The sequence below is a fragment of the Capnocytophaga cynodegmi DSM 19736 genome (assembly GCF_000379185.1).
GTDB classification, from domain to species: domain Bacteria; phylum Bacteroidota; class Bacteroidia; order Flavobacteriales; family Flavobacteriaceae; genus Capnocytophaga; species Capnocytophaga cynodegmi.
Genome location: NZ_KB900706.1, coordinates 55,176 through 72,716 on the forward strand (window position 1 = coordinate 55,176; position 17,541 = coordinate 72,716).

Below are 17,541 nucleotides of genomic sequence, written 5' to 3' on the forward strand. Positions count from 1 at the left end.
TTTTTTAATTCAATATTTTTTCTAAAACTTCCCACTCATATTCAGCATCGTGCAAAGCCAACGCATATTGATTTGGGATAAAAACTTCAAAATCAGGATATTCTTCAAACCAAGTGTCCAAATATTTGCAAAGTATAGATAATGAAACCTTTACAAAAAAATATATATCATTTTCTGAAAGAGTAATCCAAACAAAATCATTTGGTAGGGATTTTATTTTTTCAATAAAAAAGATTTGTGCTTTTTTGTGTTGTAAATGATACAAATCCCTATTTATCAGTCCTTTGTTGTGAAAAGAAAATGACTTCACAGCCTTATTTTCATAATTCCAAATACCTGAATTTCTGAACTCAGCAAAGAATTTTTCTCCTTTTTCATCATTTGAATTTATGATTTCTTCGATATTCAAAAAGCGAAATCTTTCCAAAAGTCGTTTTTGAGCGTTTTTTATTTTCAATTTTTCTAATTTTTCGGACATTTTGTTCGATTTTAGTTTGAAATTGTAATGAAATATCTTTTTTATTTCAGAATTTTCTTAAACTCGTTCATTTTTTCTGGATTGATTGCTTTAAAGTTCTTTTTGAAGTCCGATTGGTCGAAATATCCTGCTACGATTACAAAATCATCTGTTTTGTTCAAATTAAATTCTTGTAAATCTTGTTTTAGAACTTTGGCACATTCCACCATAACTTTCGTTGCCGTGCTGTATTTTTCGTTGAGCTCGGTTTGCTGATTGAACAAATCAAACAAATTTGCTGTTTCGTCATCTGTATCAATTTCCACCCAGTGTGAGTAGTCCGCTACATTCCAAATGATGTCGCTATGAGATTCATCTTCAGTCCACTGCTCTCTATCTGATTGAGTCCCAAAACCAATTTGTGGTGGGATTATATTCTGACTAAAATAACTCAGGTTGATACAATAGAGTTTTTCCGAAGGAGCGTGATTTTTAATATTTTGTTTTAATAAAGCGAGTAATTTTTCTTGTACTAATTCAGTTAATTTCTTGTAGGATAATCCTTTTTGTGGTTTTTGATACCAAATGTAATCACCTTCTTTAATGGTTTTCAACTGCCCAATTTCATCATAATCATAATTCATTGTACGATTGAAATTTTCACCATAATTATCCACGCCTTGCCATTCTTTGCGGATAAGTTTATCATTTTCGTAGATAAAATGCTCTATCCAGTAGCCATTTTCTTCAAAAAAAGAATGGATTTCGGTTAATTGGTTGTTTTCGTACATAAATTTTTTAATGTTTATGAGTTCTTTGTCATTTCCGTAATCAAAATGATAACTCAAAATCTCATTTTGGTTTCTGAAATAGAAAGTTTCATAGAAATTATCTTTAAAACTGGTCATTCCCCTCGCTACAATTATTTCATCAGCGGCATTTACGCCATATTGTACAGCATATTGCCTGTTTTTGGTAGGTTCTTCTTTTAAAATTTTCCCTTTTGAGTATCTGTTTTCTTCAAACCAAAACGGATTTAATCTAAACATAGTATTACTCGCCCAAAACCATCGAACTACCTGACTTTCAATATTTGCTTTTAAGGTTTGATAATCATTTTGAGCTTTGTTAAAAAGCTGTTTTAATTCTTCAATGTGTTTCATATTTTTCAAAAATAATTTTGCTTAATTTTTTATTATGACGCATATCTATTATACGGCGTGAGCTTATCCAATACACGATTGCTAAAAACAACGACGTGAGTAAAATAGGGAGCCAATGGAAACCTAAAAAGTAATATAAGCTACACAAAATCAGTATTGTGATAATTTCAAAGATAAAATAATTTTTTTCATTCGTTCGTTCTTTGATAATGAAAACATTACTCTTGTGTTTGCTTATCCTTTCCGCTACTTTTTGGGTAAAGGTATCAAGGCTAAAAGTGGTATCATAGTCTGAAAGTGTGAAGCAAATTCCGAATTCTAATTCTATTTTTCGCATAAAATTCCCGTGTTTGTTGGCTCCACGAAACGAATTGCGAATTTGACCCTTTTCGCTTGGTGGAAACAACAAAAAATCCATAAAGTGTGATTCTTCAAAAGGAGCATTAGCCTTTTTTCTACACATACTAAAAATTTTTAAAATTTGTTCTTTTAAATCAGTTTCTGTTAATTTTTTCATTTTCCATAAAATTAGATTGTTGAGAAATGCTTCGTGTTCTTTTTTGTTCGTTTCCGTGTATTTTTAATTGTCTTTTGTATTGCATAAATAATTAAAATACGTATTTTCAAACAAAGCAAAATGAGTTTCATCTGTTTGATTTAGATTTACTTCTATTTTTTGCTGAGCAATAGGTTCTTCTCCATTCCAGTAGAGAAAGCCATCAACTTTAAATCCTTCATCTACAAGATTTTTATGATTTTGAAAAGAAGCCGTGTGTTGAGAATATTTTCGTCGTTATCTTTTTCCTCCAGCCAGTCTTGTAGCTCACAAAATCCGATGTCTTGTGCTAAATTTTGTTCAAAAATTCGCAAGTGACAACTGCAACTATTCGGTGCCATTGTAGCCACTTCATAACAATACGGATACTTCAAATTTACTTTTGATGGGGTTTGCATTTTCTCAAAAAATAAATTATCACTATTGTAAAAAGCCAAATCTTTAGGGAAATCTGTACTGATTATTAATATATAACACATATTTTTATGGATTAAAAGATATTTATCTGCTATGTGATAGTTTTAAGATTTTTGCATCTTTTTTGCGAACAATGATTTCAAAAGTGCCTCCTCGAATTCCCATAGGAAGCGTCCCATTTACAACAAAATATTGCTCGAAATCGTGTATTTCATAGGGCTTTTGCTCTTCAATTACCGATTTTGGGTAATGCTTGAAAAGTATTGGCTCGATGACTTCCAGTAGTATTTTTTCGTCGGGAATGATTTGAAATTCATCTCGGGAAAGCAAGTTATGTGTTTTGTTTTCTGTCAAAACTTCTTTCAGAGTACTTTCGGCATATTCTTTTCCCAAAAATAAGCGTTCATTGGCTGTTTTTGTGAGTTCTTTCTTTTGTTTGTTCGCGTTTTTTTTCATTTTATTGCCAATTTAAGGATTGATAAATTCATTATCTCCCAATTTATACTTCGGATTGTTGCCAAATTCCAAAATTGGGTAATAGGCTTGTAAATATTTCATTTTGTCTTGCGGATAGGATTTGAGATGAATTTGCCTGTCGAGCCAATTTTCATAAAATGTGATAATGTCCACATTCAGAGCGTAATATCCCGTAAGATTGATACACCCACAATCTACCCAAATTTCTCCTTTTTTCTCTCCATTTACAACCAAACGAAAGAAATCGCCACAGCCGTATTCACAAATGGGAATAGTTCCGTTGAGGTTGCTGGTACTGCTGTATTTGTTTACCAGATTAGCAAAATTGGCATCTGTTTCCATTCGCTCTTCAAAATCGTCATAAGTTGTATTTTCTCCAAAATTGATAACATCTTCAAACTCAAAATCATCAATGTAAGGAAATGGTTCGCTCAGTGTGATTTGCCATTCTTCATTCATTTTCAAAGCGTTTTGCAGAGAGTAAAAACCGTAATAGGGGGCTTTTTGATGCAGTTGATGTGACCGACTATCATTCTGAATTTCAGTTAGGAAATTAACATAACTTTCAGGAAGTTTTAGCTGTAATGTTGCTTCAATTTCACGAATTTCAGCCAATGAAATCGTACTATTGGGCGTAATGCCTAATGATTTCATTTTTTGCAAAACTCGCTTGATTTGGTCGTTATTTTTCGTTGCAGTTCTCATTTTAGAGCCTAAAATAGATTTGTTATCAAAATAGAATTTTACTTTTCCCGAAAACTTTTTAGCAGAGGTTTTATGTACTCTAAGGCTTGTTCCTTATCCATTGCATTACTGGTACGAGCTGTATGTTTTAAGGTGATATTCACGAAATTATGAGGCGTTTGCATCATAAAAAAGTATCCTTCGAAGTACGAAGGCCAAATGATGCTTCTGTCCTTTCCACCGCCAGAAAAAGCCAAGTAAGGATATCCGTTATCATTTTGTACGGGCACTTTCATTGGGTTAAAAGTCATAAAAGATGAATTACGATAAGCTCTTTTGCTATCGGCTTGAAACTCTTCATATTGTTTTTTCCTGACTTGGTTTGGTTTGGGGAAAGTTTCGATTTCAATTCTGTATTTTCCGTTATCAAAAAAGTTGAGGTCTGGTGCCTTTTTGTATAAACTAAATTTGTTACTTAATTGAAAACCAAATTTTTTGTTGTAAGTCTCAAAGGAAATTAATTGCTCTTGTGAACAATTGACTAAGCTCATTGTTAAGGTACATAGCACAAAACAACGAGTAAAAATTTTTAAGTATTTTGTCATTTTAATTTAAAATTACGGACTTTTTTTAGGATTCAAATTGCTGAAAAACAATCTTAAGTGAAATTTTCGTTACGAATAATCAAAAGTGAAAAGTACAATGCGGCTCACAGGTTCATACAGCATAATGATAGCATCAGCTCCGTGCGAATATGTATAGCCTGATACTGAAGCAATTTGATAAAATGTATTGCCATTGTGTGTGATAGAAACATTCCAATCTTCATCTTCCATCAGAATAAAAGCCGAAGGAATGGATTCACTATCCACCCAATTACCTCCCTGAATTTCACCACCTAAGCTATCCAAGTAACGTCCGCCATAATAAGGAACAGAATCTTCTTCGCCAAAGTAACCTTTTTCCTGAAAGTCTTTTTTGTTTTGCTGATAAGTTGTTACAGCTTGTTCGAAGTTTTTGAGAGCTTCCTCGTAAGTTTCTTGTTTTCGTTGCTCAAATAAAGCGGAGTTGTTTTTGAAATAACTCATTTCCCAATCTTGAGTCATTATTTCCTTAAGTTGGTTGCGGTGTATTGGGCTTCGCAGAAAATATCCTTCCTCTCCCAAAAATTCATATTTATTGTCATCTGTTAGGCGAAAAGCTACCCAATTAGCTCCAATGAATTCATTATGAAAGTTTTTGGTGTATTCGCCGATATAACCTTCATAGGGTTCGATGGGGTTAATCATATGCAGAATTGTATCTTTCCATTCGGGGTTTATCTCTGCTAAATTGATAGAAATCAGCGGTAAAAAATGGTCTTTCAGCCAAGATTGTTTTTCTACGAAAATGTTTTCTGCTTCGGGAAAGGGTTTTAAATTTTCGTTTAGCTCGTTTATGTTTTCTATTAAATTCATTTGTTTATGATGTTAATTTTTTGGTGAAAAGCAAACTTTTGTTAATATTATTTTTTGATTATAAATAATTGATTTTATTTTTTATAAACTAATTTTTATGAATAATCAAAAGTGAAAAGCACAATGCGACTTACAGGCTCGTACATTAGTATAATGGCATCAGCACCGCTTCCGCAATAGTTGTATCCCGCCACATTACCAATATAATAAAACGGATTGCCTTGATAAGTGATTTCTATGCCATCATTAGGCAATTCATCATCTCCTAAAAAGTCTTTCACCGTTATTTCAAAGGCTGATGGTATTCCTTCTTCCTCGGCTGAACTCGTCCAGTTACCGTACCAAAAACCGCCGCCAAGGTCGTCTAAAAAATTCATAATATTGAGCTTTCCTTTGTATTCTGGATATCTCAAATTAACCAAATGTCCAAATTTAGCCACATTTTCTTTACTTTTTTCAAGGTTTTCTTTCATTTTTTGAAAATCCTTTTCCTCTTCGCTGTTAAAATCCCAATTGTTGATAGCTGTTCGCAGGAAAAATCCTTCTTTACCCAGAAATTCGTATTTATTATCTTCCGTTAGGCGAAAAGCCAACCAGTTGGGAGTCGTAAATTCATTGTGGTGTTCCTTTGTTCCATCACCGATATAGCTATCATAGGGCTCGAAAGGAGAAATCATATGCAGAATTGTATCTTTCCATTCGGGGTTTATTTCCACTAAATTGATAGAAATCAGCGGTAAAAAATGGTTTTTTAGCCAAGGTTGTTTTTCTACAAAAATGTTTTCCACTTCAGGAAAAGGTTTTAAATTTTCGTTTAACTCGTTGATGTTTTCTATTAAATTCATTTGTTTATGATGTTAATTTGTTGATGAAAATCAAACTTTTTGTTATTTTATGATATTTTCAAATCCTTTTTTGTCGTTTAAGGCTTCTGCGGAACGATACAATAGAGAACCTTCGCCATTTTCGTCATAATCATCACTGTAAAAAGCAAAAAGTAGTAATCCGTTTTCTTTTCTGTTGCCAAAAACGCCCTCTTCATCACATTTTTTAAGAGCATCAATGATACATTGTTCAAAATCTGCTCGGATTTGGTTGTATCTGTCGTAGTCGTCCAAGCCTTCTACAAGTGAATACGCAGTGTCGTACAATTCTTTACTCACAGAAATAAAATCTCCTTCGTAAAGTTCACAAACTCCCGACCAGATGGCATCTAACAATCCGTCATATTCGGGGTCATAATCATCTGTTTTTTTCCAAGTTTCTATATCTTGTTGGGTAATTCCTGCGTTATTGGCTGCGAAAAAATCATCAACCAAAAAGAAATAATACGCCACAAGGTCTTTACCTTCTTTATCGGTTTGGTTTTTAATAAATTGGAAAGAATGGCGGATTTCTGCCTCAGCCAAAGCTTGAATTTTTTGTTTTTGCTCTTGAGTCATAATATTGATATTTAATTCTTTATGAAATATTTATTTTCTAAAATTTGATATTCTTATATATTTCCATTTTATTTAACATTCACATATAATTTATGCTTTTCGATAAGATTTTTTAGTTTTTCCGAAATAAACCAATCTGTGTAACTATTTTTATCACGAGCGATGTAAAATTCGGGCAAATTTTCGTTATAAACGATGTTTCCGAAATAGTCCAAAGTTAGTTCTCCATCTATTTCTTCGGTGTCTGATTTTTCATAGTCGATAAGCTCCAAATATCGGTTTATTTTTCCTACAAAAAATTGTTTTTTGATAGTTTTTGATTCAATTTCAATGGGATAAAAAGTAATTTCATTGCCCAATATATTGGCTAAAATCTCCACAAAACGCTCCGAAAATATGGGTAAACTTACAAAGCCTATCAGAAAATCGACTTTCTCTAAATCACTATCCTTTACCCCTATATCAGCTTTGCCAGCAAGGCTCATATATTGCAGAAACTTGCCATCGCCATCAGGAGCAACAAAATAATTAAACATTCTGTCCTCAGAGGCTTTCACTGTAATGTAAATGCACTCGGCTCGTAATTTGGGGGATAATTGATATATTTTCATAAGTTTTATAAATTTATAGGTTTGTAATTCAATACTTTATCGGCTATTTCTTCAGCTGAAAGTTCTGACCAATAAATATAATCAGAAATATCTGGGTCAAGAACGCCTTTTTCTAATTCTTCCAAAATAGCATCTTCTTCTGTTTCAGAGAGATTCTCCGTTCTTATTTTTTGTATCAAACTAATGATTTCTTCTTTATTAAGTGCCATAATTTATTTTATTTTTCCACTCTTCAAAAGCAATCATCTTATCAAAAGTAAAAAAATCTTGCAATTTGTAAAGTAATTCGCTTTTTTGAAGTTGAATGATGATTTGAGCCAGTCCGTTTGGGTGTCCGTTGTCTGTTTTGTTGTCTTCTGAAATCCAAATAGTTACTCTTAAATCTTGACTATCAATATAAATGAAATCAAAAGCGTGAGAATATGTAGCTTTTTGTGTACCATCATCGTACCAAAGTCGTAACTCATTATGGTCATATATTTTATAAATTTCCAACAAATCGCAATTTTGCTCCAAAGGGAATACATCTTGGGCAAATTGTAAAGAAGTGTATTTTTCCGACCTTATATCATTACAAATCAGCGTATAATTGCTCATATTTTTAAGACTAAGTTTTTTATTTGGATTGATTTATCTTCTTTTATATCAATTTCAAAATGCACTTGCGAACTTTTTATTATAAAATCTTCAATATTTTGTATTTCAATTGTTTGTAAATTAAAATCAGTTTGAAGAAACTCGATACATTCATCAAGATTGTTAAAATTAATATGCGTCATATAATCGGGCAGATGATTTTGCCAAGTTTTCCAATTGTGTATTTGTTTAGAAATCAGTAGTTTTCCGTCTTTGGTGTAATTAAATCTACCATTTTATTTTTTAGTTGATTATATCCGCAATCATATCATAAATATATTGTGTTTTTCCGCCGTAATGTCTTGGTTCTTCGGTGATTTTATCATACATATCTTCCAAGTTGTGAGTAGGGGACAAAACCCAAAGCTCATAGGGTGAGAACTTTACGTTTCCTATTTTTTTTAAATGAGGCAAAATTTCGCCCAAATCCTTATGGTTGAACCAACAATCGGTTTTTAGGGTGAAGACTTGATTGTTTTTACCACAGGCAATTTTGCTGTTGAGAAAATCGTCCATCGTTGGCAATGAGTCTTTTAAAAATTGCGTACACGCCAAATGGTATTCGAGTTTTCGGGGTGTTTGGTAAACTTCTGATATAAAACAAATTCCGTATCCTTGCGGAAGTTCAATTGCTAAAACGTCACCTACTTCAAAATGAGGTTCTTTTTTCTTGGTAAGTTTAGGTTGTTTGATGGGTTTTGGGTTTTCGCTCTGGATTTGCTCTACCAATTTATCTAAGGCTTTTTGTCGTTGTTTTTGAGCTTTTGTGTCGATTTTAAGCCACTCTTTATTAGCTCCATTTTTGATGATTGCTAATGTTTTTTGCTGGATATTATCAGGTAAATGTCCGATTTTCCAAAGCGAGTACGTCAGAGCAGTCCAATAAATTTCGGTGTGAAGTGCATCGGTGCAGAAATTTTCCTCCTCGTTCAACCATTCTTGAATGATTTTTGCAACTTCTTCGCGGTTTTTGTAGCGTTCTGTAATATCGTTGTAAATATCGTACGCACTATCGCTATCGATGATTTTAATTCCGTCTATTGCCATAATTTTCTTGTATTGTTTTTAGCGTGAGTATCTTACGCTCTTTTTTATAAAACTTTTGAAATAAAAATCAAAGATATTCTATTTCAACTAAAAGTAGAAAAAATAGCGTCTACAAAGCGTCTACAAGAGTAAAAAAAATGTTTTTTGAGGATTTAATTCAGCATATTTTTAATTTTTTATGAGGAAATTATTAAAGATTCTCAACAGATAATATTTGTGGTTTTCCTTTTTGATATGGAACAACATTAGGAAAAGAATGAGCTTTCGCAATACTCCAGAATTCGCCAGTTTCTACGTATTTGAGGAGTTCAGCTTTGAGTTTTTCGGAATTCCCAATCATTCCAGAAGAATTGTATTGGTAAATTTCATTTATGTGTTTGTCCTCATCTAAATATGCTATCAATACTTCATAGTTAATCCCTCGTAGGCTTTTTAATTGCATTAAAGCTACACCTTCTGGAAGCGTTTTCCCTTGTCTTAATCCTTCCATCATATAATGAAATGGATTGTGAAAAATGCGGTTACACGTTCGCTCGTTAGGTTTTACTAAAGTTTCTTTTTGTACAAAAAAGTCTTTTAACCTGTTGGAAGCCAATACATAGGTGCAGAGGATAGGAACAGAGTTCAAATCCAGAGAAAGTAGCTTTTTTTCGTTGGGCTTAGTGAAGAAAATATCAAAAAATTCAAAAAAATTATTTTCTCTATGTTGAACGATGCTATAAATTTCATCTGAAATTTTTATGGTGTAAACCTGATTGTCTTCCAATCGAATTCGTTTTAGCATTGTTTTTGTATTGATTTTTAATAATTTATATAATGTCCTGTGTTTTTAGTTTTGTTTATCACAAAATTCTTGCATTGGTATTTTTGGCAGCTTCGCAAATAAGTTCGTAATACAACTTATTGAATTCAGGTGATTTATAGCGATTATCCTCCTTGTGAAAACAACGATAGGGAATTTGCTCGTGCGGTTTGCAAAAAAGTGGAATGTAATTTAGCATTTCCTCGGTTAAAGTTCCTGCCTTTTGTTTTATAAGTTTCTGTAATTCAGGATAAAATTCTTCGGTGAGTTTTAATATACAATTATTGGGCGAAGGTTTTACCAAATCCAAATGAATGTAAGTTGTGAAATTACACGAAACCAAATCTGCTTTTGAAAAATCAATGTTTAACATTCGATTATCCAAATCTGCAACAGTTTTGGGGCGTTTATTATTCACTAATTCCTTAAAATGGTCGTTTTTTACACCAGCAAACGAGCAGTCGTACAATCTACCTTCAAAGATACAATTTTGCAAAGGCGATTGCCAAAATTAATTTTTACCATTTCGCCTGTAAATCGGCAATTTTCTATCATTTTATCAATCGAAAAAGTGAAACGAGATGATTTTTTGATGTTTTCAAAATTACAACGATTGATGCTATGACAATAAAAATGTACGTCTTTATATTTACAATCAGTAAAACTGCAATTTTCCATTAGATAATCCTTTGCACCGAACCAAGTTTCGAATGAACTTTGGTCAAATACGATATTTTTAATACTTGCAGGCGAGTTTTTATCAGTACTCCACAACACTACGCCTCGCCAAACCGACCCCGAAAAATCAGCATTACAAAGCGACAAATCATCAATGTGGATTACCTCATAGGCAGGTACTTCTTTTGGATTCCCGAAGTAAATTCCTCTGAAATCGAGTAACCCTTCCTCTGTGAAACCAAAAGGAGATTGCGTAAAGTCTTTAGTTAGTTCTCGTACTTGGTTCAACTCTTCTGAATAGATTTGCCAACGCGTTTTTAGTTTTTTAGGTATTGCCATTTTTTAGGTTTTTAAAGTTTAAATATCTGTTAATGTGATGCTTTTTTCGAAATTTACTTTCCATTTTTTATTCTGACGATAGCCGATTTGCAAAGTTAGTATATTACCTTTGAACGAAAAATCCGTCACCATTGAAGGCACTAATATTCCTGTTGCAATGCTTCCTTTTAGCGACACGGGCACGAGTATTGCTTTTCGTTTGGGTGCTTTTATTTTCATCATAAACTGCATATAATCAGTGAGGTTGGTGATGATTTTGTTGCCATCGTACTGCATTATGAGTTGAAATTTAGTCTCGTTGTGCGTGATGTTTTTAGTTACTACCCACTGCCCCTGTAGGTTGGTTTCAAGTACTTTTTGAAAATTCAGTTCGATGTTTTCTGCTGTCCAGTCGTGCATTGGAGCGATGTCTATCAGGCTTTGCTTTACGGCTAAAATGGCTTCTTTGGGAAAATCTTCATCGGGTGTATTTTTGAGTTTTTCTACATTTACCCAGAGTTTTATGCCCCATTCAAAACGTTGCCCGTTTTCATCTTTATTATCAGTCAGAAACAAATTTAACGGACGAATCACTTTTGAAATGCTATTCTTACAGAAAAAGTCCGCAAAATATATCACTGAATACATTTTACTGCAAAAATCTTTTTCTTGCTGACTAAAAGTATCTGTATCATATACATATACATTGCCAATACGCATTGAAGTCATTGATTTCATAGTTTTTCCTTTTTAAATTAAAAATTCCATTAAAAAATCACGCTATGCCACTTGTCTTCGGATTTGCTTTTTTCTTTGGCGGTATCTATTTTCCATACATCATCTACTTTTTTGAGTTTGTAAATACGCTCTCCTTTTAGTCCTGCGTAAATTCTTTCGGTGATCATCACAGCAGATTTACCTTTTATCTCAACAGAAATAATGGTCTCTTTATCAGAGTCGTATTCGGGTGGAAATCTGACCGAAATTCCAGCATTGAGCATTCCGTATTTTCGTTCTTTTTGGGTGAGATGAGTCTCATAAATTTCTCGCACGATTTGTATTTGTTTTTCTTGCCAATCGGGATTGCTAAAAATTTCATCATCTTGTTCGGTTTCATTATTGGCAACTACCTCCCACGCATTCATTTTTTGCATAAAAGTGATAAATTGCTGTTTGATTTGTTCTGTCTCGTTCATATTTTTTTCAGTTTTAAAACAAATGTGGATTTATAAATTGTTCACTTTCTTTTCCTTCTTCGCTCATTTCAAATTCGCCTACATAGTACAAATTTGGATAAGAAAGAGAAGTTTCCTTATTGATTTTTAGGTCTTTTTTGTAAATGATGATATAAGAATTTGGCAAAATATCTTTCTCTTTGCAAAATTTTTCTATCGTGGGTAGGTCTTTTTGCTTGACAACAGAATCAAAAAATAACTCCGATAAAGAAAACTCATACCGAAAATCAGGATTCAATACTTCTACACCGTAATTGCCTATTTCTCCGTTAAATACATAATCTTCGATGCCTAATTCTTTGAAAAACAAAGGAGTCGTGTGAGTTTCGCCAAGAGCGTATTGGTCGTAATCTTTTGTTTTTCCTTCTTCTATACGGGCGACAAACAAGTGATAATAATAGTTTTTTTGCATAATTTTTATTCTTTTGAGTGATACGGGTACGGCTCATCTTTAAACAAGGCGAAAAAATTTTCGAGATTATCGGCAATAATTCGCCAACGCAAGTCTCTGTCGTCCCAAAAAATGATTCTCGGCTCGTTTTTATTCTCGCTAAAATCCATACAAAACTGACAACCAGCTCCGTCCATTCCGAAAGTCAGAATTTTAGAGAAATCCGTAATGTAACCCAAATCGTATTTGTTTACTTTTTCTTCATCTGCATATTCTTCATTTTCTTCTGGTGGAAAATGCTCGGGCAACTCTCGGCTCTCCTCAAGAATTTCTTCTTCAGTTTCATACAAGATATTTAACTCAGTATCCAGCTCAAAGCCGTATTGGTCTGTTTGTGCTGAATGTGTATTATTTTGATTTTTCGAGATTAATTCAAAATAATTGTGAGGGATTTTTAAATTTTTCTGATTCATTTTATTTCTGTTTTTCTTGATTAAATTCTTCTAAAAACTTGTAATATAGTTCGATAGCTTTTTGATGTTGTTCTTTTGAAATATCATAGGCTAAAAAATCTTCCCAAATGATATTTTTAGGGTCAAAACCTGTTATGTAAGCCAAAATCATATTGGAGAAACCTGCAGTGGATTCATAGAACCTAAGTTTTTGAGCGACAAAATCGTCAAAACCATCAAGTGGATTATCTTCTATATTATTTATGAAAAGAGCTGAAAAATAACCAGATAAAAAGTTTTTTAAGTTGGGTAACGTAGGAGGATAGAAGTACATACCAGGTCGTATTTTCATCACTTGTAATAGCTCGTATAAATTTCTTGGTTGCATATCAAAAGAATTTAAGTTTTCTGTCAGGATTTTTAAAATAGGTGAGGATAAGCCAACTTTTTGCTTATTAATGCATTGTTGTCCATTTCAAATTCGCCAAAATAATACAGATTAGGAAACGAAAGCAAAACTTCTTTTGGGATTTGTAAACCTTTGCGATACAATATGATATACGAATTTGGTGAAATGCCTTTTTGCTCACAAAGAGCCTCCATTATTGGCAAATTTTCCTTTTTTAAAAGCGTAAATTTTAACAATTCAGATAACGGAAATTCATACCTGAAATCAGGATTTAATACTTCCAACCCGTAGTTATCTGTTATTTTTGGTGTGTAATCCTTGATGTTCAATTCTTTGAAAAATAATGGATTATTTGTTTCTTTGTCAAAGATATAGCTATGATACGCTTCGAAATCACTTTCTTTTATTTGAGCCAAAAACAAATGGAAATAATAGGTTTGCTTCATTGTTTTTCTGATTAAAATTTTATATAATCTTTAGGAGCGTAATGCTATTAATTCGTTGGTAATGATAGTATTCATCTTATTGTCAATATTGGGATTTCGCTCTGTGATGGCATTGGCTATTTTTACACGAATAGCTTCTGTAACCAACGCCATCTGCATTGATTTTTTATAATCGCCGTGATAATTGGGAATCTCTCTTTGTAATCCTTTTATGAATTTTAAGGATAAAATTTTGGGTAGATAATTATCATAAAGTATTTGAGCTTCATTGAATTGTGTTTTTAAATTGGCGATTTCTAAAAAGCGATTTTCAATGGCTTGTTTTTGCTCGGAACTGGCATTTGGCAACTCATAACAAAGGCAAAGCATCATTTCGGTATCTTGCCACTCAGGAAAATTCTCCCTAAAAGGTACGGCTATCAATTTATCAAAAAACAATTGCACCAAGTCATACTTTTCTTCGGCAAAGAAGCTCTCCAAAAGCCCACGAAGATACAATCCATCTCTACCGATTTTAAATTTTTGAATTTTTTTGAGCTTTCCAAAAAATCCCTTTTGCATTCCATCTTGGCAATGCATTTCTAATTGATTGATAAGTGTTTGCATCTATTTTTTTAAATAAACTTTAAATTATTCTCTACCAGATATATGTTTTCATTTATCACTTTTTTAGCATTTTCCGAAATCCAAAGATTGGGCTTAAAGAGAGTTTCTTCTCGCAGGATTTTGGCCTTTTTGCAGATTTTTTTGATGGATTTTACTATATCTTTATAAATGAGTGTAATGGGTTCATTTTCAGTGGAAATTCTGTCAATACTTTTAGGGCGTACCAATCTCAAACCAATCATACCTTCGGTGTTGGCATATATCGTAGATATTTTATCGTTGAAGAAACTTAATTCCGCAGGAGAAAGTCCAAAGAAAGGTTTTTTATTTGATACTTGTTTGAAATCAATATTTCCGTCTGATTTTGAGTCAATTTTTTCAAATTTTATGTTGCGGTAATTATCAGTTATCGAAATATACATAGGTAGGTAAGTGTCTGTAAATTCGGGATTAACGAGTTTTCTTTTACCTACAATTATCTTTTCCCAAAAGTTTTGATAAGCCAGAAAAATACTTTCTTTGGAATCGTACTGATAATCCAACGCCACGCGACAATTTGTTTTCATAAAGTAGAAATCTCCACTACTGAAAATCAGTTCAAATTCATTGGGAGTGATGATAAAATAGAATTTATCCCAAGTTATTCCATTCATAAATTACAAAATTTTATTTTAGTTCCCAAGTTTGCTGCATTTTGGCTTGTTTGATGAATTGTTCAAAATTTTTCGCCGTTTGGCATATGTACAAATCGTAATAAATCTCCCAAACGCTGTGGTCTTCAGGGTGAAAGAACACCACACCACCATCTACTGAACCAAAACAAAAAGCCTTGCGAATTTGTTCTAAACTAATGCCTTCAGTTTCGCCTTCTAAAGGTTTATAATCAAGTTCTGCTTCACTGAGATATTGATATTTCATCAGGCTTTTTGCGTTGTCAGGGTCATTTTTGCGAGTGAGCATATCGTAGGCATAGAGGGTGTAATCTTGGCGTGGAGTACTACTCTGCTTTGCTGTTTTGCGTCTTCCATAACGAACGTTTATCATTTGATTTTTCGGTGTGGTTGTCATAAAATCCCTGTATGATTGTGGGACATTTTCATTTTCTAAATTCATTGCTTTATTTTTTATGTTGTTATTCATCAAGATTCGTGTAAAAAGGAGACTTAGCGTTTGCCATAAAAAAAATTAATTTCTGAGGCATCGCAAGCCACGAAATGCCATCTTCTTGCTGTTTGGTATGCCAAACTACCTCTCCCTGAGGATATTCCCACATTGTTACATCAGTTTCAATGCAAAAGGGAGGAATCCACAAAAGTTTTATCTCGCCATCTCCAGCCCAACCTGCCTCCAAAAACAATTCTTTCACCACTGAAACATAGCTTTCTGCATCTTCCAAAAATTCAGATGGAGAAACCAAAAAATGCAGATTATCAATGTATTCATAACTTTCAACTCTGAAATTTCTAATTTCTTCTGGCGGATAGTTTATTACTTTATTTTTAGGAATTGTATAAGCCATTGTTATTTTTCTAAATATTTTTGAATGTTCAGTTTATCTGTTTTATCTGTGTTCATTTCGTATATTTCGCCCGTGTTATAAATGACTCAATTATCGAAAAAAGGTGTTGATTTACCCCAACTTTGTACGTTTGTATGTATCAATTCACCTGTTGATATATCAATACGATTTCCGAGAGAATCATTAAAAATAATCTGATTATCAAGAATAAAAAAGTTTGGGGCGTAATAGAATTTTTCCCAATCCAATTTTTTGGTTTTCCAGAGAATTTCGCCTTTTACATTGAATTTTATTGCGAAAAAATCGCCGTCAATGGCAAAAAATTCGTCATTGCCCAATGCTTCTACCCGATGAATGAGCTTTTTTGCCCCTAAATGAATTGTTTTTTCTTCCAAAGTGTTTAAATCCAATACAATAACTTCATCTTTTTTGCGAGAATTTGGATAAACAAAAACATCATTATAGAAATTTTTTGAGCAATAGGTCAGACAAGCATTTCCTTGCATAAAATGCATAATTTCATTCTTTTGCGTGTCAAAAAGAAATAATTTGTCATTGCTTTTACCTTTTATACCAGCACGAACTACCAATAAATTTGGAACGGAAGTAAACCACGCTTCATAACCAAAAAATACATTAGTTTCAAAAAGCAATTCTTTGGTTTTTAGGTTGAAAATCTTGGTCTTGCGTTTTCTTTTTTTGTAGGTTCTGTCGATGGTTAGCACTTTTGTTCCGCAAGGGGAAATATCAAAAATCTCACTTTCGTCGGGTTCGGTTGCATATACGAATTTTTCATCAGTATTAAAATCAATCAGAAAGGTTCCGATTTGTTTCCCATCTTCATTTATGCAATTAAAAAATGCAGTTCTGTTGGCATTATGTACACCACAATTAAAATAAATCATATTGTTTTTCTTTTAAAAGGTTTTATTTATAGTTATTAACGTTAATATTTTTTCTTTTTATAACCCGACGATGTAAAAATGTTTGTCTTTAACTGCTAAAAATAATCCGTTTTCAATGCCTTTTATTATATAAAAATCTGTTTTGCCGAGTTTTTCCAGCTTTTGGTGTATAAATTATAACGAAATAAGGTGTTTTTGTATTCATAAGGAGCAAAAAACACTATCGTTTCCTTATCAGAGACCATTGCGGAGGCTCCTGCTAAAATTTCTGGCATTTTTGTACGCTCTATTTGAAAGTTTTTTAGATTTAATTGGGCAAGTTCAAACTCTGTATAAGCAAAAAAGAAAATCGAATGTTTTCCTAATTTGCAAAGAGCGTAACAATCACAAATATACTCATATCCCAAACTCGAATTAACCCCAAAAAGTTGTTTTCCTTCCAAATTAAAAACTACCAAACCTTCCGTACTGGGAGGATTGCCGAAAACACCTTCATCAAAATAGCTGACAATTATTTTTCCTTCGCTAAAAGTAATATTTTCGATGGCATCGCCCACGTAAAAAGACTTTTGCAAAACTCCATCAGTGCTAAAAATGAAAGCGTTGACACTTCCTGAACGCCTATCAGCAAGTAAAAACGAATTATTATCAAGCATTTGTACCAACGGAAATTTTATTTTAATCTCTACTTTTAAAGGAATAGTTATTCCGTTAATATTTACGCTGTTTTTCCCGTCGAAAGCGATGTAATTTCCGTAAATATCTACATCAATAGCAGGAAAATCCTCAATATTAACGCCCAAATTAACCACTGAATTAAATATATTCATAAG

29 protein-coding genes are annotated in these 17,541 nt (G+C 32.8%); all 29 read right to left on the bottom strand.

The features are described 5' to 3' along the window. Positions 1-4: 4 nt before the first annotated feature. Positions 5-478, bottom strand: a complete 474-nt coding sequence (locus tag YW9_RS0103090; RefSeq protein ID WP_018278719.1) for a hypothetical protein — start codon at positions 476-478, stop codon at positions 5-7. 41 nt (positions 479-519) lie between these two features. After that, positions 520-1,620 (bottom strand): hypothetical protein, encoded by a 1,101-nt coding sequence (locus YW9_RS12465; RefSeq protein ID WP_018278720.1) that lies wholly within the window; start codon positions 1,618-1,620, stop codon positions 520-522. After that, a complete protein-coding gene (locus YW9_RS0103100; protein ID WP_155848712.1) occupies positions 1,607-2,083 on the bottom strand; it encodes a hypothetical protein in 477 nt (158 codons plus the stop codon). Before YW9_RS0103100 ends, YW9_RS12465 begins: the two co-directional genes overlap by 14 nt. 275 nt (positions 2,084-2,358) lie before the next feature. Further along, positions 2,359-2,655: a hypothetical protein gene (locus YW9_RS0103110; RefSeq protein ID WP_018278723.1), complete on the bottom strand. Its 297-nt coding sequence runs from the start codon at positions 2,653-2,655 to the stop codon at positions 2,359-2,361. A 22-nt stretch (positions 2,656-2,677) separates the two neighbouring features. Next, positions 2,678-3,049 (bottom strand): NTF2 fold immunity protein, encoded by a 372-nt coding sequence (locus YW9_RS0103115; RefSeq protein ID WP_018278724.1) that lies wholly within the window; start codon positions 3,047-3,049, stop codon positions 2,678-2,680. 12 nt (positions 3,050-3,061) lie between these two features. Then, positions 3,062-3,775 carry an SMI1/KNR4 family protein gene (locus YW9_RS0103120; RefSeq protein WP_018278725.1) on the bottom strand — a complete coding sequence of 238 codons (714 nt, stop codon included), beginning with the start codon at positions 3,773-3,775 and terminating at the stop codon, positions 3,062-3,064. Positions 3,776-3,813: 38 nt separating this feature from the next. After that, complete coding sequence (locus tag YW9_RS0103125) at positions 3,814-4,305, bottom strand: hypothetical protein (protein WP_018278726.1); 492 nt, start codon at positions 4,303-4,305, stop codon at positions 3,814-3,816. Positions 4,306-4,428: 123 nt separating this feature from the next. Continuing rightward, positions 4,429-5,211 (bottom strand): hypothetical protein, encoded by a 783-nt coding sequence (locus YW9_RS0103130; protein ID WP_018278727.1) that lies wholly within the window; start codon positions 5,209-5,211, stop codon positions 4,429-4,431. 95 nt (positions 5,212-5,306) lie between these two features. Further along, a complete protein-coding gene (locus tag YW9_RS0103135) occupies positions 5,307-6,056 on the bottom strand; it encodes a hypothetical protein (protein ID WP_018278728.1) in 750 nt (249 codons plus the stop codon). A gap of 42 nt (positions 6,057-6,098) precedes the next feature. Further along, positions 6,099-6,653 carry a DUF4303 domain-containing protein gene (locus YW9_RS0103140; protein WP_018278729.1) on the bottom strand — a complete coding sequence of 185 codons (555 nt, stop codon included), beginning with the start codon at positions 6,651-6,653 and terminating at the stop codon, positions 6,099-6,101. A gap of 68 nt (positions 6,654-6,721) precedes the next feature. Further along, positions 6,722-7,264 carry an imm11 family protein gene (locus tag YW9_RS0103145; RefSeq protein ID WP_155848713.1) on the bottom strand — a complete coding sequence of 181 codons (543 nt, stop codon included), beginning with the start codon at positions 7,262-7,264 and terminating at the stop codon, positions 6,722-6,724. A 5-nt stretch (positions 7,265-7,269) separates the two neighbouring features. Then, on the bottom strand, positions 7,270-7,473 hold the full coding sequence (locus tag YW9_RS0103150) for a bacteriocin immunity protein (protein WP_018278731.1): 204 nt from the start codon (positions 7,471-7,473) through the stop codon (positions 7,270-7,272). Beyond that, a complete protein-coding gene (locus YW9_RS0103155; protein WP_018278732.1) occupies positions 7,463-7,861 on the bottom strand; it encodes a hypothetical protein in 399 nt (132 codons plus the stop codon). The genes YW9_RS0103150 and YW9_RS0103155 overlap by 11 nt, the downstream gene beginning before the upstream one ends. 282 nt (positions 7,862-8,143) lie before the next feature. Beyond that, positions 8,144-8,947, bottom strand: coding sequence for a hypothetical protein (locus tag YW9_RS0103165; RefSeq protein ID WP_018278734.1), 804 nt, complete (start codon positions 8,945-8,947; stop codon positions 8,144-8,146). A 190-nt stretch (positions 8,948-9,137) separates the two neighbouring features. Beyond that, positions 9,138-9,731 (bottom strand): hypothetical protein, encoded by a 594-nt coding sequence (locus YW9_RS0103170; RefSeq protein ID WP_018278735.1) that lies wholly within the window; start codon positions 9,729-9,731, stop codon positions 9,138-9,140. A 58-nt stretch (positions 9,732-9,789) separates the two neighbouring features. Continuing rightward, positions 9,790-10,218 (bottom strand): hypothetical protein, encoded by a 429-nt coding sequence (locus YW9_RS12990; RefSeq protein ID WP_167933608.1) that lies wholly within the window; start codon positions 10,216-10,218, stop codon positions 9,790-9,792. Beyond that, positions 10,191-10,766, bottom strand: coding sequence for a hypothetical protein (locus tag YW9_RS12995; protein ID WP_018278737.1), 576 nt, complete (start codon positions 10,764-10,766; stop codon positions 10,191-10,193). The genes YW9_RS12990 and YW9_RS12995 overlap by 28 nt, the downstream gene beginning before the upstream one ends. A gap of 18 nt (positions 10,767-10,784) precedes the next feature. Then, complete coding sequence (locus YW9_RS0103180) at positions 10,785-11,483, bottom strand: hypothetical protein (protein ID WP_155848715.1); 699 nt, start codon at positions 11,481-11,483, stop codon at positions 10,785-10,787. 29 nt (positions 11,484-11,512) lie between these two features. Then, a complete protein-coding gene (locus tag YW9_RS0103185; RefSeq protein WP_018278739.1) occupies positions 11,513-11,941 on the bottom strand; it encodes an NTF2 fold immunity protein in 429 nt (142 codons plus the stop codon). Positions 11,942-11,954: 13 nt separating this feature from the next. Then, on the bottom strand, positions 11,955-12,392 hold the full coding sequence (locus YW9_RS0103190; protein WP_018278740.1) for a hypothetical protein: 438 nt from the start codon (positions 12,390-12,392) through the stop codon (positions 11,955-11,957). A gap of 5 nt (positions 12,393-12,397) precedes the next feature. Further along, positions 12,398-12,844, bottom strand: a complete 447-nt coding sequence (locus YW9_RS0103195) for an SMI1/KNR4 family protein (RefSeq protein ID WP_018278741.1) — start codon at positions 12,842-12,844, stop codon at positions 12,398-12,400. 1 nt (position 12,845) lies between these two features. Then, positions 12,846-13,211, bottom strand: a complete 366-nt coding sequence (locus YW9_RS0103200; protein ID WP_018278742.1) for a hypothetical protein — start codon at positions 13,209-13,211, stop codon at positions 12,846-12,848. Between the two features lie 32 nt (positions 13,212-13,243). Further along, positions 13,244-13,678 carry a hypothetical protein gene (locus YW9_RS0103205; protein WP_018278743.1) on the bottom strand — a complete coding sequence of 145 codons (435 nt, stop codon included), beginning with the start codon at positions 13,676-13,678 and terminating at the stop codon, positions 13,244-13,246. A gap of 30 nt (positions 13,679-13,708) precedes the next feature. Continuing rightward, entirely contained in the window at positions 13,709-14,284 is a 576-nt protein-coding gene (locus YW9_RS0103210) for a hypothetical protein (protein WP_018278744.1), read from the bottom strand. 8 nt (positions 14,285-14,292) lie between these two features. After that, positions 14,293-14,937, bottom strand: a complete 645-nt coding sequence (locus YW9_RS0103215; protein ID WP_018278745.1) for a hypothetical protein — start codon at positions 14,935-14,937, stop codon at positions 14,293-14,295. A 13-nt stretch (positions 14,938-14,950) separates the two neighbouring features. Next, positions 14,951-15,397 carry a hypothetical protein gene (locus YW9_RS0103220; protein WP_155848716.1) on the bottom strand — a complete coding sequence of 149 codons (447 nt, stop codon included), beginning with the start codon at positions 15,395-15,397 and terminating at the stop codon, positions 14,951-14,953. A gap of 19 nt (positions 15,398-15,416) precedes the next feature. Beyond that, positions 15,417-15,803 carry a hypothetical protein gene (locus YW9_RS0103225; RefSeq protein ID WP_018278747.1) on the bottom strand — a complete coding sequence of 129 codons (387 nt, stop codon included), beginning with the start codon at positions 15,801-15,803 and terminating at the stop codon, positions 15,417-15,419. Between the two features lie 86 nt (positions 15,804-15,889). Continuing rightward, positions 15,890-16,708, bottom strand: a complete 819-nt coding sequence (locus tag YW9_RS0103230; RefSeq protein WP_018278748.1) for a hypothetical protein — start codon at positions 16,706-16,708, stop codon at positions 15,890-15,892. A 125-nt stretch (positions 16,709-16,833) separates the two neighbouring features. Then, complete coding sequence (locus YW9_RS12475; protein WP_018278749.1) at positions 16,834-17,538, bottom strand: hypothetical protein; 705 nt, start codon at positions 17,536-17,538, stop codon at positions 16,834-16,836. Positions 17,539-17,541 lie beyond the last annotated feature (3 nt).

Coding starts and splice junctions, on each gene's coding strand:
- YW9_RS0103090 (WP_018278719.1), bottom strand. CDS start 478: ATGTCCGAAAAATTAGAAAAATTGAAAATAAAAAACGCTCAAAAACGA.
- YW9_RS12465 (WP_018278720.1), bottom strand. CDS start 1,620: ATGAAACACATTGAAGAATTAAAACAGCTTTTTAACAAAGCTCAAAAT.
- YW9_RS0103100 (WP_155848712.1), bottom strand. CDS start 2,083: ATGTGTAGAAAAAAGGCTAATGCTCCTTTTGAAGAATCACACTTTATG.
- YW9_RS0103110 (WP_018278723.1), bottom strand. CDS start 2,655: ATGTGTTATATATTAATAATCAGTACAGATTTCCCTAAAGATTTGGCT.
- YW9_RS0103115 (WP_018278724.1), bottom strand. CDS start 3,049: ATGAAAAAAAACGCGAACAAACAAAAGAAAGAACTCACAAAAACAGCC.
- YW9_RS0103120 (WP_018278725.1), bottom strand. CDS start 3,775: ATGAGAACTGCAACGAAAAATAACGACCAAATCAAGCGAGTTTTGCAA.
- YW9_RS0103125 (WP_018278726.1), bottom strand. CDS start 4,305: ATGAGCTTAGTCAATTGTTCACAAGAGCAATTAATTTCCTTTGAGACT.
- YW9_RS0103130 (WP_018278727.1), bottom strand. CDS start 5,211: ATGAATTTAATAGAAAACATAAACGAGCTAAACGAAAATTTAAAACCC.
- YW9_RS0103135 (WP_018278728.1), bottom strand. CDS start 6,056: ATGAATTTAATAGAAAACATCAACGAGTTAAACGAAAATTTAAAACCT.
- YW9_RS0103140 (WP_018278729.1), bottom strand. CDS start 6,653: ATGACTCAAGAGCAAAAACAAAAAATTCAAGCTTTGGCTGAGGCAGAA.
- YW9_RS0103145 (WP_155848713.1), bottom strand. CDS start 7,264: ATGAAAATATATCAATTATCCCCCAAATTACGAGCCGAGTGCATTTAC.
- YW9_RS0103150 (WP_018278731.1), bottom strand. CDS start 7,473: ATGGCACTTAATAAAGAAGAAATCATTAGTTTGATACAAAAAATAAGA.
- YW9_RS0103155 (WP_018278732.1), bottom strand. CDS start 7,861: ATGAGCAATTATACGCTGATTTGTAATGATATAAGGTCGGAAAAATAC.
- YW9_RS0103165 (WP_018278734.1), bottom strand. CDS start 8,947: ATGGCAATAGACGGAATTAAAATCATCGATAGCGATAGTGCGTACGAT.
- YW9_RS0103170 (WP_018278735.1), bottom strand. CDS start 9,731: ATGCTAAAACGAATTCGATTGGAAGACAATCAGGTTTACACCATAAAA.
- YW9_RS12995 (WP_018278737.1), bottom strand. CDS start 10,766: ATGGCAATACCTAAAAAACTAAAAACGCGTTGGCAAATCTATTCAGAA.
- YW9_RS0103180 (WP_155848715.1), bottom strand. CDS start 11,483: ATGAAATCAATGACTTCAATGCGTATTGGCAATGTATATGTATATGAT.
- YW9_RS0103185 (WP_018278739.1), bottom strand. CDS start 11,941: ATGAACGAGACAGAACAAATCAAACAGCAATTTATCACTTTTATGCAA.
- YW9_RS0103190 (WP_018278740.1), bottom strand. CDS start 12,392: ATGCAAAAAAACTATTATTATCACTTGTTTGTCGCCCGTATAGAAGAA.
- YW9_RS0103195 (WP_018278741.1), bottom strand. CDS start 12,844: ATGAATCAGAAAAATTTAAAAATCCCTCACAATTATTTTGAATTAATC.
- YW9_RS0103200 (WP_018278742.1), bottom strand. CDS start 13,211: ATGCAACCAAGAAATTTATACGAGCTATTACAAGTGATGAAAATACGA.
- YW9_RS0103205 (WP_018278743.1), bottom strand. CDS start 13,678: ATGAAGCAAACCTATTATTTCCATTTGTTTTTGGCTCAAATAAAAGAA.
- YW9_RS0103210 (WP_018278744.1), bottom strand. CDS start 14,284: ATGCAAACACTTATCAATCAATTAGAAATGCATTGCCAAGATGGAATG.
- YW9_RS0103215 (WP_018278745.1), bottom strand. CDS start 14,937: ATGAATGGAATAACTTGGGATAAATTCTATTTTATCATCACTCCCAAT.
- YW9_RS0103220 (WP_155848716.1), bottom strand. CDS start 15,397: ATGAATTTAGAAAATGAAAATGTCCCACAATCATACAGGGATTTTATG.
- YW9_RS0103225 (WP_018278747.1), bottom strand. CDS start 15,803: ATGGCTTATACAATTCCTAAAAATAAAGTAATAAACTATCCGCCAGAA.
- YW9_RS0103230 (WP_018278748.1), bottom strand. CDS start 16,708: ATGATTTATTTTAATTGTGGTGTACATAATGCCAACAGAACTGCATTT.
- YW9_RS12475 (WP_018278749.1), bottom strand. CDS start 17,538: ATGAATATATTTAATTCAGTGGTTAATTTGGGCGTTAATATTGAGGAT.